Source organism: Streptomyces sp. TSRI0281 (assembly GCF_001905125.1).
Taxonomy (GTDB): domain Bacteria; phylum Actinomycetota; class Actinomycetes; order Streptomycetales; family Streptomycetaceae; genus Streptomyces.
The window spans coordinates 234,409-248,713 of sequence record NZ_LWLE01000035.1; the positions used below are offsets into that span (position 1 = coordinate 234,409).

The 14,305-nt window shown below is 71.1% G+C and carries 11 protein-coding genes and 2 pseudogenes; 2 read left to right on the forward strand and 11 right to left on the reverse strand.

What is annotated here, in order from left to right; all coding sequences use genetic code 11:
- Positions 1-156: 156 nt before the first annotated feature.
- The 9 genes and pseudogenes from A6A29_RS35710 to A6A29_RS35755 form a co-directional block, all read right to left on the reverse strand.
- Positions 157-639 (reverse strand): annotated as a pseudogene (locus tag A6A29_RS35710) (ABC transporter permease); the annotation flags it as partial.
- Between the two features lie 11 nt (positions 640-650).
- A pseudogene (locus A6A29_RS35715) lies at positions 651-947 on the reverse strand (ABC transporter permease subunit); the annotation flags it as partial.
- 302 nt (positions 948-1,249) lie between these two features.
- Positions 1,250-2,857 carry a citramalate synthase gene (gene cimA, locus A6A29_RS35720; protein ID WP_073726998.1) on the reverse strand — a complete coding sequence of 536 codons (1,608 nt, stop codon included), beginning with the start codon at positions 2,855-2,857 and terminating at the stop codon, positions 1,250-1,252.
- Positions 2,858-3,276: 419 nt separating this feature from the next.
- Positions 3,277-3,888, reverse strand: coding sequence for a TetR/AcrR family transcriptional regulator (locus A6A29_RS35730; RefSeq protein WP_073727000.1), 612 nt, complete (start codon positions 3,886-3,888; stop codon positions 3,277-3,279).
- Between the two features lie 5 nt (positions 3,889-3,893).
- Positions 3,894-4,919 (reverse strand): agmatine deiminase family protein, encoded by a 1,026-nt coding sequence (locus tag A6A29_RS35735; protein WP_073727002.1) that lies wholly within the window; start codon positions 4,917-4,919, stop codon positions 3,894-3,896.
- 9 nt (positions 4,920-4,928) lie between these two features.
- A complete protein-coding gene (locus tag A6A29_RS35740) occupies positions 4,929-6,611 on the reverse strand; it encodes an urease subunit alpha (protein ID WP_073727004.1) in 1,683 nt (560 codons plus the stop codon).
- Positions 6,611-7,447: an urease subunit gamma gene (gene ureA, locus A6A29_RS35745; protein WP_079183158.1), complete on the reverse strand. Its 837-nt coding sequence runs from the start codon at positions 7,445-7,447 to the stop codon at positions 6,611-6,613. The genes A6A29_RS35740 and ureA overlap by 1 nt, the downstream gene beginning before the upstream one ends.
- A 181-nt stretch (positions 7,448-7,628) precedes the next feature.
- Positions 7,629-8,732, reverse strand: coding sequence for a branched-chain amino acid aminotransferase (locus A6A29_RS35750; RefSeq protein ID WP_073727006.1), 1,104 nt, complete (start codon positions 8,730-8,732; stop codon positions 7,629-7,631).
- A gap of 257 nt (positions 8,733-8,989) precedes the next feature.
- Positions 8,990-10,033, reverse strand: a complete 1,044-nt coding sequence (locus A6A29_RS35755) for a 3-isopropylmalate dehydrogenase (RefSeq protein ID WP_073727008.1) — start codon at positions 10,031-10,033, stop codon at positions 8,990-8,992.
- Positions 10,034-10,163: 130 nt separating this feature from the next.
- Here A6A29_RS35755 and A6A29_RS35760 point away from each other — a divergent pair, with 130 nt between their 5' ends.
- Positions 10,164-11,744 (forward strand): purple acid phosphatase family protein, encoded by a 1,581-nt coding sequence (locus A6A29_RS35760; protein ID WP_073727010.1) that lies wholly within the window; start codon positions 10,164-10,166, stop codon positions 11,742-11,744.
- A gap of 46 nt (positions 11,745-11,790) precedes the next feature.
- On the opposite strand, the gene A6A29_RS47710 is transcribed toward A6A29_RS35760, so the two are convergent.
- Together A6A29_RS47710 and A6A29_RS35765 are read right to left on the reverse strand one after the other, a co-directional pair.
- Positions 11,791-11,922, reverse strand: a complete 132-nt coding sequence (locus tag A6A29_RS47710; protein WP_266802537.1) for a hypothetical protein — start codon at positions 11,920-11,922, stop codon at positions 11,791-11,793.
- Positions 11,923-12,144: 222 nt separating this feature from the next.
- Positions 12,145-13,062, reverse strand: coding sequence for a LysR family transcriptional regulator (locus A6A29_RS35765; RefSeq protein WP_073727012.1), 918 nt, complete (start codon positions 13,060-13,062; stop codon positions 12,145-12,147).
- Positions 13,063-13,163: 101 nt separating this feature from the next.
- On the opposite strand from A6A29_RS35765, the gene A6A29_RS35775 reads away from it, so the two are divergent.
- Positions 13,164-14,300 carry an NADP-dependent oxidoreductase gene (locus tag A6A29_RS35775; protein ID WP_079183159.1) on the forward strand — a complete coding sequence of 379 codons (1,137 nt, stop codon included), beginning with the start codon at positions 13,164-13,166 and terminating at the stop codon, positions 14,298-14,300.
- The last annotated feature ends 5 nt before the right edge of the window (positions 14,301-14,305 follow it).

Sequence of the window (14,305 nt, forward strand, 5' to 3'; positions counted from 1 at the left end):
AGCCCGCTCCGGGCGGGCCCGCTTCTCCAGGCGGGCCGGCTCCTCCGGGAAAGGCCGGTCCGCCCGGAGGAGGTCCGGCGCTACTTCTGCTCGACCCGCACCCATATCCGGTCGATCTCCGCCTTGAGGCCACCCTGCGCGATCCGGTCGACGCAAGCCGGAGGCGATGACGGCGGTGAGGTTCGGCATGATCTCGAAGAGGATGATCCGCCAGGTCGACTCGCCGGTGGCGCGGGCCGCCTCCACGTAGTCGCGTCGGCGCAGCGACAGGGTCTGGACGCGCAGGGTGCGGGAGCCCCAGGCCCAAAAAGGGAAGGCGATCGCGGTGGCGATGAGCAGGTCGCCGGTGTCCGGGACGAAGCTCGCGATGATGATGATCAGCGGGAGTCCGGGGATGACCAGGAAGATCTTGGAGAGCGCGGAGAGGATCTCGTCGGCGGCTCCGCCGAGGAATCCGTCGCTGACCCCGATCAGTACGGAGAGCACGGTCGCGAAGAATCCGGCGACGAAGCTGACGACCAGGACGCCCCGGGTGCCGACGAGGATCTGCGAGAGGACGTTCTGCCCGGTCTGCGTGGTGCCGAACCAGTGTTCGGCGGAGGCTGGTTGGAGGAGCTGGTCACTCATCGCGTCGGGATCGGACATGGGCCCTACGCCTCCTTCCGGGTGCGGGGGTCGAGGGCGGCGTAGACGAGGTCGGCCAGCAGGTTCGCGGCGAGGACGGAGAGCGTGATGATCAGGAAGACGCCCTGCATCAGCGGGTAGTCCTTGGCGCCGACCGCATGGAAGAGCTGGTAGCCGATGCCGGGGTAGGAGAAGACCATCTCGACCAGCAGCGTGCCGCCGACGATGAAGCCCAGGGAGAGGGCGAAGCCGGAGATGTTGGGCAGGACCGCGTTGCGGGCGGCGTAGCTGAACATCACGCGCCGCTCGGAGAGCCCCTTGGCCACGGTTCGGGCTCCGCCCAGCCGGTCACGGTCAACTGGGGCCGGCAGAAGTTCACCTACACCCTCCCGGGCCGCACCTCGGCGACCTTCACCTGGCCGGGCACCCAGTCCGCTGCCTGAACCGGTCCCCGCACCGTCGGAGCAAAGGCGCCGCTGTACACCTGCAACGCATACGGCGACCGGATCCGGAGGCTCGGACCGACCCGGATTCCGGTTGCCCGCACCGCGCCCGGATCCGTTGCCCGCACCGGAGCCGCCCACCAGAAGTGGCGGCTCCGGCAGTGGCGGTTCCGGCAGCGGGGCTACTCGGTCGGCTCGATCCCGGCCCGCAGCAGTCCGAAGGTGTACGCGTCCTCCAGCGCCTGCCAGGACGCGGCGATGACGTTCTCCGCGACCCCCACCGTCGCCCAGTCACCGGTTCCGTCACCGGTGGTGATCAGTACGCGGGTGGTGGACTCGGTGCCGGTGCGGCCCTCCAGGATGCGGACCTTGTAGTCCACCAGCTCCAGCTTGGCGAGCTGCGGGTAGATCCGCTCCAGGGCGACGCGCAGGGCCCGGTCGAGCGCGTTGACCGGGCCGTTGCCCTCGGCGGTGGCGACGATGCGCTCGCCCTTGGCCCAGAGCTTCACGGTCGCCTCGTTGGCGTGCGTACCGTCGGGGCGGTTCTCCACGATGGCGCGCCAGGACTCGGTACGGAAGTAGCGGCGGGCCCGGCCCTCGACCTCGCCGCGCAGCAGCAGTTCGAAGGAGGCGTCGGCCGCCTCGTAGGTGTAGCCCCTGAGTTCGCGCTCCTTGACGCGCTCGACCACCCGGCCGATCAGTTCGCGGTCGCCCCCGAGGTCGATGCCGAGCTCCTTGCCCTTGAGCTCGATGGAGGCGCGGCCCGCCATGTCGGAGACCAGCATCCGCATGGTGTTGCCGACCAGCGCCGGATCGATGTGCTGGTACAGGTCGGGGTCGACCTTGATCGCGGAGGCGTGCAGCCCAGCCTTGTGGGCGAAGGCGGAGACCCCCACATAGGGCTGGTGGGTGGAGGGGGTGAGGTTGACGACCTCGGCGATGGCGTGCGAGATCCGCGTCATGTCGGCGAGCGCGCCCTCGGGGAGCACGGTCCTGCCGTACTTGAGTTCCAGCGCGGCGACGACGGGGAAGAGGTTGGCGTTGCCGACCCGTTCGCCGTAGCCGTTGGCGGTGCACTGGACGTGGGTGGCGCCCGCGTCCACGGCGGCCAGGGTGTTGGCGACGGCGCACCCGGTGTCGTCCTGGGCATGGATGCCGAGCCGGGCGCCGGTGTCGGCGAGGACGGTGGCGACGACGGCCTGCACCTGGGCGGGGAGCATGCCCCCGTTGGTGTCGCAGAGGATCACGACATCGGCGCCGGAGTCGTGGGCGGCCCGGACCACGGCCTTGGCGTAGTCGGGATTGGCACGGTAGCCGTCGAAGAAGTGCTCGCAGTCGACGAAGACCCGGCGGCCCTGTTCGCGAAGGTGGGAGACGGTGTCGCGGACCATCTCCAGGTTCTCCTCCAGGGTGGTGCGCAGGGCCAGCTCCACATGGCGGTCGTGGGACTTGGCGACCAGGGTGATCACCGGCGCCCCCGACTCCAGCAGCGCCTTGACCTGCGGGTCCTCGGAAGCCTTGCCACCCGCCCTGCGGGTCGCGCCGAACGCGACGAGCTGGGCGTTCTGGAACTCGATCTCCTGCTTGGCGCGGGAGAAGAACTCCGTGTCGCGGGGGTTGGCGCCCGGCCAGCCGCCCTCGATGAATCCCACGCCGAAGTTGTCCAGGTGCCGGGCAATGGTCAGCTTGTCCGCGACCGTCAGGTTGATGCCTTCACGCTGTGCACCGTCGCGCAGTGTGGTGTCGAAGACATGGAAGCTGTCGTCGGTGGCCTTGGCCTTGGTGGTCATGCTGATCTGACTCCTGTCGGATGAGTGGATCCGGACGATCTGGCTCCACTTGCCCCCATCATCCCGCGTGCCTCGCCCCGGCCGAGGTGAGGGCCGGAAAACGAAAAAACCCCTCGCGGGTGCGAGAGGTCTGCGCGCGGGTCTGGGGCACGATGTCCGTGCCGTACATGGTGGTACGGGACGGTCACTGCGGACCGGCGCGCCTGTTGCCAATAATCATGACGAACGAGGACACGGGAGCAGTCTGGCACACCGCGCTCCCCGATCCGGGCCCGTCTCAGAATGCGGTCGCCGCTCTCGGGACGTCGCACGGCTCCGGCTCCGGCTCCCGCTCCGACGGCGCGGTCGGCGGGCGGGTGTCGGGAGCGGACCGGCGTACGGGCGGGCGCCGGGCGCGTACCGGCGTACGTACGCGTCGTTCAGGACGGGGCGGGCGCCAGCGCCTCGTCCGTGAACTCCGCCACCCGGTCCAGGACCTGGTCCCGGCCCGTACCGGGGATGCCCACCGTCACATGGACGCTGAACCCGTCGAGGAGCGCCCGCAGCCGGGTCGCGAACCGTTCCGCGTCCACCGCCCGGAACTCCCCGCGCGAGACCCCTTCGGCGACCAGTGCCACCAGATCCCGGTGCCAGGCGCCCTCGATGGCGGCCTGCCGGACGCGGGCGTCGTCGTCCGCGTCCCGCGAGCGGTTCCAGACCTCCAGCCAGAGGGTCCAGTGCGGGTCGCGGTGCCCCTCGGGGACGTACAGGGCGATGTACGCGTCCAGCCGTTCCCGGACCGTGCCGGGCAGGGCGAGCAGCGCGCGCCGCTCCGCACCGAGACGGTCCTCGCTCCACTCCAGGGTCTGGAGCAGCAGCTCGTCCTTGGTGCGGAAGTAGTAGAGCAGGTGGCCGCTGCTCATGTGGACCTCCCGCCCGAGCCCGGCCATGGTGAGCCCGTCGAGCCCCCGCTCGGCGATCGTGGCCATGGCGGCGGCCAGCACGTCCTCGCGCGGCGGGGCGGTGTTGCGGCGACGGGGGGAGGCGGGCATGGGCTTCAGACCTTCGGTTGCTGCTGGGTGACGCAGTGGATGCCTCCACCGCCCGCGAAGATCGTACGGGCGTCGACCAGGGTCACCGTGCGGTCCGGGAAGAGCCGGCCGAAGAGGGCCGCCGCCTCCTGGTCGCGCGGGTCGTCGAAGGCGCAGAGGATCACGCCGTCGTTGCAGAGGTAGTGGTTGATGTAGGAGTAGTCGGCCCACTCGCCGTCCACCCGCAGCACCGTGGGGGCCGGGACCTCGACCACCTCCAGGGGGCGCCCCCGGGCGTCGGTGGCGGCACGCAGGACACGCAGGGCCTCGCGGGTGATCTCGTGGTCGGGGTGGGCCGGGTCCGGCTGGACATGGGCGAGCACGGTGCCGGGGCGGGCGAAGGCGGCGAGGATGTCGACGTGGCCCAGAGTCCCGAAGGTGCCGTAGTCGGCGGTGAGGCCGCGGGGCAGCCAGATGGCCTTCTCGGTGCCGAGCCGGGCGTGGATCTCGGCCTCGACCTGTTCACGGGTCCAGCCGGGGTTGCGCTCCTTGCCGAGCTGGACGGTCTCGGTGAGCAGGACGGTGCCCTCTCCGTCGACGTGGATCGCGCCGCCCTCGTTGACGAGCGGGGAGCTGTGCACGGGGACGGCGGCCAGCTCCGCGACGCCGCGGGCGATGTGCGCGTCGTGCTCCCAGCGCGCCCAGCCCTGGGCGCCCCAGCCGTTGAACGTCCAGTCGACGGCGGCCAGTTCGCGTCCGTCGGTGACGAAGGTGGGGCCGATGTCGCGCATCCAGGCGTCGTCCAGGGGGCGGACGGCCAGCTCGATGTCCGGGCCGAGCAGCGCGACGGCGCTCTCCTCCTGGCCGGGGCCGACGACCATGGTGACGGGTTCGAAGCGGCGCACCGCGCGGGCGACGTCGGCCCAGGCGCGGCGGGCCCCGTCGAGTTCGGCGTCGCTGTCGAAGGTGGGGTTGGGGCCGGGCCAGGCCATCCAGGTGCGCTCGTGCGGGGCCCACTCGGGGGGCATACGGAAGGTCGCGGAGGGCGTCATGGCGGGGTCCTAGAGGAAGTAGAGACGGTTGAGGGAGACGGAGTCGGCGGGCTCGGAGCGCAGCGGGTCACCGTCCAGCGTGACGAGGCCGCTGTCCGCGTCCACGGCGACCTGTCCCGTACGGGAGTTGAGGCGCAGGTCCGCGGGGCCGATGCCCCGGGTGCCGCGGACGGCGACCCGGCGACGGCGGGTGGGCATCAGGTCGGCGCCGAGCTGGGTCGCCGCCTCGGAGACGAACGCCACCGAGAGGTCGGCCGGGGTCGCTCCGTGGGCGCCGAACTGCGGTCCCAGGACGAGGGGTTCACAGGTGTCGGTGGCCGCGTTCGGGTCGCCCGTGACGCCGTACGCGGGGAAGCCGGACTTCAGGACCAGCTGGGGCTTCGCGCCGAAGAACTCGGGGCGCCACAGCACGATGTCGGCGAGCTTGCCGGTCTCGATGGAGCCGACCTCGTGGGAGAGGCCGTGCGCGATGGCCGGGTTGATCGTGAGCTTGGCCAGGTAACGCAGCACGCGGGCGTTGTCGTCGCCCGGTCCGTCGCCCTCCATCGGGCCCAGCTCGGCCTTCATCTTGCCGGCCATCGCGAACGTACGGCGGACCGTCTCGCCCGCCCGGCCCATCCCCTGGGCGTCGGACGAGGTGATCCCGATGGCGCCGAGGTCGTGCAGCACGTCCTCGGCGCCCATGGTGCCCGCGCGGATGCGGTCGCGGGCCATGGCCGCGTCGCCGGGCAGGTCGGTCTTCAGGTCGTGTACGGAGACGATCATCCCGTAGTGCTCGGCGACCGCGTCCCGGCCGAAGGGCAGGGTGGGGTTGGTGGAGGAGCCGATGACGTTCGCCACGCCCGCCATCTTCAGGACGTTGGGGACGTGCCCGCCGCCGCAGCCCTCGATGTGGAAGGCGTGGATCGTGCGGCCCTCCAGGACGCTCAGGGTGTCCTCCACCGACAGGCACTCGTTCAGCCCGTCGCTGTGCAGCGCGACCTGGACGTCGTACTCCTCGGCGACCCGCAACGCGGTGTCCAGGGCGCGGGTGTGGGCGCCCATGTCCTCATGGACCTTGAAGCCGCAGGCCCCGCCCTCCGCCAGCGCCTCGACCAGCGGCGCCCGGTGGGAGGACGAACCGCGGCCCAGGAAGCCGATGTTGACCGGCCAGGCGTCGAAGGCGTTGAAGGCGTGCCGCAGGGCCCACGGCGAGTTGACGCCGACGCCCCAGACCGGGCCGAACTCCTGGCCGATGATCGTGGTGACGCCGGAGGCGAGCGAGGCTTCCATGATGCGCGGCGAGAGCAGATGGACATGGGTGTCCACGGCGCCCGCCGTGGCGATCAGCCCCTCGCCGGAGACGATGGACGTGCCGGTGCCGACGACCACGTCGACACCGTCGAGGGTGTCCGGGTTCCCGGCCCGCCCGATCGCCGAGATCCGGCCCTCGCGGATACCGAGGGACACCTTCCGGATGCCCTGCACGGCGTCGATGACCAGCACATTGCTGATCACGACATCGCAGGTGTCACGGACGGCCGCGGCCTTGAGGTGCAGCCCGTCGCGGGCGGTCTTGCCGAATCCGGCGAGGAACTCCTCACCGGGTTTCTGCGCGTCGGACTCGACGCGGACGGTCAGCCCGGAGTCCCCGAGCCTGACCCGGTCCCCGGCGCGCGGGCCGTGCGTGGCGGCGTATGCGTACGGGTCCATCACTGCCTCTCCTCCACGCCGGACACGGCTCCGGCCCGCTCTTCGGCTCCGGTCCGCTCTTCGGCTCGTTCGGCTTCCGGTACGGCTCCTTCGGTTTGCGCAGCGGCTCGTCCGGCTTGCGCACCGGCTCCCGCGGCTTCCGCTTCCGCTTCCGGCCGCCGTTCCGCTCCGAGGTAGCCGCAGGCCACCGCGCGGCGCAGGGCCTCCTCCTTCGCGCCCGGTGCGTCCAGCGGGCCGTCGACGAGCCCGGCGAATCCGATCGCGATCCGGGCGCCGCCGATCGGCTCCAGGCCGACCTCGACGCGGTCGCCGGGGCCGAAGCGGACCGAGGACCCGGCGGGCACGCACAGCCGCATCCCGTACGCCGCGCCGCGGTCGAAGTCGAGCCGGGGGTTGGCCTCGAAGAAGTGGAAGTGGGAGGTCACGCTGACGGGCACGGTCGCGGTGTTCCGGACGGTCAGCCGGAGCGCGGGGACCGGTTCGGGGGTCACGGGGCCGGGGACGAGCGCGCCGGGTGCCAGGTCGCCGAGGCCGGCGCCGAGCGGGCGGGAGACGACGGCGAGCCGGGAGCCGTCGTCGAAGACGGCCTCCACATGGACCTCGGTGACCACATCGGCGACGCCCGGCAGCACGTCGTCGGGGCCGAGCACGGAGCGGGCCGCCTCGATCGCCTCGGCCAGCCGCCGCCCGTCACGGGCGGCCTCGCAGACGGTGTCCGCGATCAGCGCGGTCGCCTCGGGGACATTGAGCCGCAGACCCCGGGCGCGGCGGGCACGGGCCAGTTCGGCGGCACCGAAGAGCAGCAGCCGGTCGCGTTCCGTCGGGGTCAGTCGCATGTCCTTGCACCTCCTATTTAGAGCAGCACTCTAACCAGGGACACGGGGGAAATGGAAGCCGATCGTTCATCGATTAGAGCGCCGCTCCAACACGTGGACGCGAAGAAGGCGGACACGAAAAAAGCCGCGCCCGGCGGAGAGCCGGGCGCGGCCTTGGTGGTACGAGTGAGGAGCCGGACCCCTAGCCGAGCGGGTGCATCCAGCCGTGGGTGTCCTCGACCACTCCGCGCTGGATGTCGAGCAGGCGCTCGCGCAGCTTCAGCGTGACCTCGCCGGGCGTGCCGTCGCCCTGGGTCCAGTCGCCGCCCGCGGACTTGACGATGCCGACGGGTGTGATGACGGCGGCGGTGCCGCAGGCGAAGACCTCGGCGAGGGTGCCGTTGGCGGTGTCGTCGCGCCACTGGTCGATGGAGACGCGGCCCTCCTCGGACGCGTAACCGAGGTCACGGGCGACCTTGAGGAGCGAGTCGCGGGTGACACCGGCGAGCAGGGAGCCGGTCAGGGCCGGGGTGACGATCCGCTTCGAACCGTCCTCCTGCCCGTACACGAAGTAGAGGTTCATCCCGCCGAGCTCCTCGACCCACTTGTGCTCCACGGCGTCGAGGTAGGCGACCTGGTCACAGCCCTGGGCGGCGGCCTCGGCCTGGGCGAGGAGGGACGCGGCGTAGTTGCCGCCGGTCTTGGCGTCGCCCATGCCGCCGGGGACGGCGCGGACGCGGTTCTCCGAGAGCCAGATCGAGACGGGCTTGACGCCGCCGGGGAAGTAGGCGCCCGCGGGCGAGGCGATGACCAGGAAGAGGTACTCGTTGGCGGGCTTCACGCCGAGGCCGACCTCGGCCGCGATCATGAACGGGCGCAGGTAGAGGGACTCCTCACCGCCGTGCGCCGGGACCCATGCCTTGTCCTGCTGGACCAGGACGTCGCACGCCTCGATGAACGTCTCGACCGGCAGCTGCGGCATGGCGAGGCGGGCGGCGGAGCGCTGGAAGCGCTCGGCGTTGGCCTCGGGGCGGAAGGTGGCGACCGAACCGTCGGCCTGGCGGTACGCCTTGAGGCCCTCGAAGATCTCCTGCGCGTAGTGCAGGGTCATATTGGCCGGATCCATCGACAGCGGGCCGTAGGGGACGAGCTGGGCGTCGTGCCAGCCGCGGCCCTCGGTCCACCTGATGGTCACCATGTTGTCGGTGAAGTGGCGGCCGAATCCGGGGCTGACCAGGATCGCCTCGCGCTCCGCGTCGGACAGCGGGTTCGAGGAGGGCTTGAGCTCGATCGTGGGCGTCGTCATGAGTGCGTGTCCTTCACCGGTCTTGTGTGTGATGGACCGCGCTCACGCCCCGTCTCTGCCCGGCGGTTTCCGGTCAGGTCCTAGGACGTCCGAGCTTTACCGCAAGCCACGGCCCCGCGTTCGATTATCGCTCGCGGGTGGCCGTGGACGAAATGGCGCGAATGCGGTCCAGGGGTCGATGGTGGCATCCGGAGGCCGCACAGGTGAAGCCGCCGGGTGCGGTTGCGACCCGGCGGCTTCGAAGTGGAGTCGTCGGGTCAGCTCGCTACTCGTACCGCGAGCGCGTCACCGATCTCGTCGGTGGTACGCGTGCTGCCCCCGTCGCGCTCCGCGAGGTCGGCGGAGACGGCGTCCTCGATGCGCGCGGCCTGGGTCTCGTAGCCGAGGTGGCGCAGCAGGAGGGCGACGGAGAGGATCGTGGCGGTCGGGTCGGCCTTGCCCTGGCCCGCGATGTCGGGGGCAGAGCCGTGGACCGGCTCGAACATCGACGGGAAGGTGCCCGTCGGGTTGATGTTGCCGGACGCGGCCAGGCCGATGCCGCCGGTCACGGCTGCGGCGAGGTCGGTGAGGATGTCACCGAAGAGGTTGTCGGTGACGATGACGTCGAAGCGCTCCGGCTGGGTGACGAAGAAGATCGTCGCGGCGTCGACGTGCAGATAGTCGGTGCTGACCTCGGGGTACTCGGTCGCGACCCGGTCGAAGGTGTTCTTCCACAGGTGACCGGCGTAGACGAGGACGTTGTTCTTGTGGACCAGCGTCAGCTTCTTGCGCGGACGGGCGTTCGCCCGCTCGAAGGCGTCGCGGACGACGCGCTCGACACCGTATGCCGTGTTCACGCTGACCTCGGTGGCGACCTCGGCCGGGGTGCCGGTGCGCAGCGAGCCGCCGTTGCCCGTGTACGGGCCTTCGGTGCCCTCGCGGACAACGACGAAGTCGATGTCCGGGCGGCCGGCCAGCGGGGTCGCGGTGTTCGGGAACAGCTTCGACGGCCGCAGGTTGATGAAGTGGTCGAAGGCGAAGCGCAGCTTCAGCAGCAGCCCGCGTTCCAGGACACCGGAGGGCACGGACGGGTCACCGATCGCGCCGAGCAGGATGGCGTCGTGGCTCTTGAGCGCCTCCAGCTCCGCGTCCGGGAGGGTTTCACCGGTGCGGTGCCAGCGCTGGGCGCCAAGGTCGTACTCCTTGGTCTCCAGCTTCACATCCTGCGGGAGGACAGCGTTGAGGACCTTGAGGCCCTGGGCCACGACTTCCTGGCCGATTCCGTCACCGGGGATCACTGCGAGATTGATGCTGCGAGACATAACGGCAGCCTAACCATGCGTCCCATCCCATGACATCCACCGTCCACTATACGGACACATGGGGAGCTGTACGTGTACCGTTCACCTACTTACTGGTAGGCGGTCAGCCCGCCGGTGGATCTTTTCGGTCATGGACATCCCTCGCTTCGGAATCCCCGAGAAGCTCGCCGGCCGCATGAGCATGGCGGAACAGCACGACTATCTGCGCACCCGTCTCACCCGGCGCGGCGTGCTGCGTACGAGCGTGGCGACCGCGGCCGTCACCGGAGCCGGACTGGCCGCGGGGGCGGGCGCCGCCTCTCCCGCCTACGCCGCCCCCTCGGTGATCACCTCGCGCCGCACCTCCACCCAGGTGGACGGCTCACTGGTCGCGCCGTTCGGCCGGCACCTCGCGTACGGGGCGGACCCGCGGACGCGGATGGCCGTCTCCTGGCAGGTCCCGTTCGCCGTGCGGCGCCCGTACCTCCGCATCGGCGCGAAGCCGTGGGCGCTGAGCCGCCGGATCGACGCCGAGGTCCGTCACCTCACCACGCCCGAGCTGAACGGCGGGAAGATCGCGACCGCCGAGCAGTTCTACGTCCACGCGAGCCTGGACCGGCTGCGGCCCGGGACGACGTACTACTACGGCGTCGGCCACGACGGCTTCGACCCGGCCGACACCCGCAACCTCGGCACGCTCGGCACCTTCACCACCGCGCCCGCACACGCCGAGTCCTTCACCTTCACCGCCTTCGGCGACCAGGGCGTCAGCTACCACGCGCTCGGCAACGACCAGCTGATCCTGGGCCAGAACCCGGCCTTCCACCTGCACGCGGGCGACATCTGCTACGCCGACCCGTCGGGCTCCGGCCGGGAGACGGACTCCTACGACGCGCGCACCTGGGACCAGTTCCTGGCGCAGACGGAGACCGTCGCCAAGACCGTGCCGTGGATGGTGACGACCGGGAACCACGATATGGAGGCGTGGTACTCGCCGGACGGGTACGGCGGCCAGAACGCCCGCTGGACCCTGCCGGACAACGGCCCGGACCCGGTGAACCAGCCGGGCGCGTACTCCTTCGTCCACGGCAACGTGGGCGTGATCGCCCTCGACGCCAACGACGTGTCGTACGAGATCCCCGCCAACTTCGGGATCAGCGGGGGCGGCCAGACGCGGTGGCTGGACCGGCGGCTGGGCGAACTGCGGGCCCGCCACGACATCGACTTCCTGGTGGTCTTCTTCCACCACTGCGCCTTCTCCACCACGAACGCGCACGCTTCGGACGGCGGGGTGCGCGACGCCTGGGTGCCGCTCTTCGAGAAGCACCAGGTGGACCTGGTCATCAACGGGCACAACCACGTCTACGAGCGCACCGACGCGATCCTGCGGAACGCGGTCACGCGCCCGGTGCCGATCGGTGAGCGCACCGACCCGACGCGGGACGGCATCGTGTACGTCACGGCGGGCGGCGCGGGCAAGGCGCTGTACGACTTCCCGGCGCCGGACAGCTACGAGGGACACGTCAAGGACCTGGACAGCGTCGAGACGTACCACGTGGCGAAGGGCGGCGGGAAGGCGGCCGAGACCGTGGAGTGGTCCCGGGTGCGTTACACCGGCTTCTCGTTCCTGGCGGTGGAGGTGCTGCCGGGCCGGCACGCCCGGATGAAGGTCACCGCACTCGCCGAGTCGGGCGAGCGCATCGACCACTTCGAGATCGCCCGGGGGCGCTGAGCCCGGGATCGGGCCCGGTCCGGACCGGGCCGGTTCCGGTGTGGGCTCAGTGGCCCGTGGAACCGCCGTTGTCCCTGCGGTCCAGTGCGCGCTGCAGGGCGGCGGCGGCGTTCCGGCGCTCCGACTCGGTCGGGCGGGGGGTGTGACGGACGCGGCGGCGGACAGTCGTCTCGGCCATGATGGATCGACTCCTTGAGATCGCGTGGATGCCGGGACCGGGTTCCGGGGAATCCGGATGCCGACAGTCAAGAGCGGGATTTCGAGGTGCCGGAAGGGGCGGGGAGCGTCGCCGCAGGGGTTGCCTGCTTCGTGGCGCGCGCTCACGACCACCAGTCGCTGGATCGAGCGAGTCGTTCGGCTCCTACAAAGCTAGGACAGTCGGCCCGCTCTGTCTCCACCATTACTCGGACTTCCTACTATCTGAGACGGCCCCTCCTCGGCGTTCGGCGCGCAGTTCACGGATCAGCGCCCGCACGGCGAGAGATCGTGCCTGCTCAGGGGTGGTGACATAGCCGATCGACCGCGTGGGACGCTCCGGTCCGAGAGCGGTGATCTCGATTCCGTCGGGTGCTCCATAGAGGGACAGTCCGGGCATGATCGCCATACCGAGACCACGCGACACCATCGAGAGCACCGCTCCGTCGTCCTCGGCCTCCACCGTCGCCTGCGGGATCCACTCCTGCGCCGCCCACCAGTCGCGGGTGTACGAGGTGCAGTTCTCCCACCAGTCGACCAGCGGCAGCGAACGCGGCGCGGGATGACCCGCCGGATGCACCAGCGCGTACTCCTCCTCCAGCAGCACTCCCCCGACCAGCTCCTTCGGCACGGGAGAACCGGTCCCGATCGTCGCGATGCCCAGATCGGCCCGACCCTCCAGAACCTCTCCCGCGGTGCCCGGCCCCACCTCGCGCACCATCCGCACCACCGGCTCGATGCCGGGGTGACGGGCGGTGAGACGTTCCAGCGCGGGCGGCAGCAGATGGAGCGCGGCGCTGCGGAAGGCCGCGATCCGCAGCGGCCCGGACACCGTGGCGGATCCCGCCGGCCCGGCGGCGATGCCCCGCGCCTCGGCGCCCATCAGGTCGAGCAGCCGCAGAATGCGCCGGGCGTGGGCGACCGCGGACTCACCGGCGGCGGTGGGCCTGGCGCCCTGTCGGCCGCGGTCGAAGAGCAGGGCGCCGATCTTGCGCTCGCTGGTGCGCACGGAGTGCGAGACGGCGGACTGTGTCATGCCCAGGCCCGCTGCCGCGCCGGAGAAGCTGCGGGCGTCGGCCACGGCGGCGAGTATCCGCAGTTCGTGCGGGGCGAGGTCGGTCATCGCTGCGTCCACCTGGGTCTATGAGAGCCGCTCATGGAAAGAGCCGTTCCATCGAAGCAACCCCCTGCCGGGTCCCGGGATTCCTTCCTACGGTCATCGGCATGACGACGACACGCACCACCAGCACCCCCGGGAACGCCCGCACCACCGGGACCACCAGCACCGCCCGCACCCCCGGGACCACCAGCACCACCAGCACCGCCCGCACCACCAGCACCGCTGCCACCGCCCGCACTCCCCGCATCGCCCGCACCTTCCACCTCACCGCCCGGCCGCACGGCTTCCCGACCGCGGACCTCTTCTCCGTCGTCGAGTCCCCCGTGCCGGAACCGGGACCGGGGCAGGCCCTGGTGGAGAGCCTCTATCTCTCCGTGGACCCGTACCACCGCGAGGAGATGGACGGCGGCTGGGAGCTGGGCACCCCGTTGGAGGGCCGCGTCATCGGCCGGGTGACCGCCTCCCGCACCCCGGAGCTTTCCGAGGGCGACCTGGTCCACCACCGCGACGGCTGGCGGACCCACGCCCTGGTCACCCCCGGGACGAACGGCACCCGCAGGATTTCCTCGTACGACGGGGTGCCGCTCGCCGCCCATCTCTCCCTCCTCGGCGGGACCGGGCTCACCGCCTATGTCGCGCTCACCCGGACCCTGGAACTCCGTGCGGGCCAGGACCTCTTCGTCTCGGCGGCGGCGGGCGGTGTCGGCACGGCCGTGGGACGGATCGCCCGGCTGCTCGGCGCCGGACGGATCATCGGCAGCGCGGGCTCGGCCGCGAAGGTCGCCCGGCTCACCGGGGACCTCGGCTTCGACGCGGCCTTCGACTACCACGACGGTCCCGTCGGCGAACTGCTGGCGAAGGCGGCACCGGACGGAATCGACGCGTACGTCGACAACGTCGGCGGGGAGCACCTGGAGGGCGCGATCTCCGTGCTGCGCGACCGCGGGCGGATCGCCTGGGTCGGTGCCATCTCCCAGTACCACTCGGCGCACAACCCGCCCGCCGCGCCGCGCAACCTGTTCGACGTGGTGGGCAAGAGCCTGCGGCTGGAAGGGGTGATGGTGCGCGACTACCGCGATGTCCAGGGCGAGTTGGAGGATCTTCTGGTCCCGCACCTGCGGAGCGGGCTGATCGCCCCCGAGGTGACGGTCGTGGACGGTTTCGAGCGGACGGTGGACGGCTTCCTCGGCATGCTGCGCGGCGAGAACACCGGCAAGATGCTGATCCGGGTGGCTGAGTGACACCC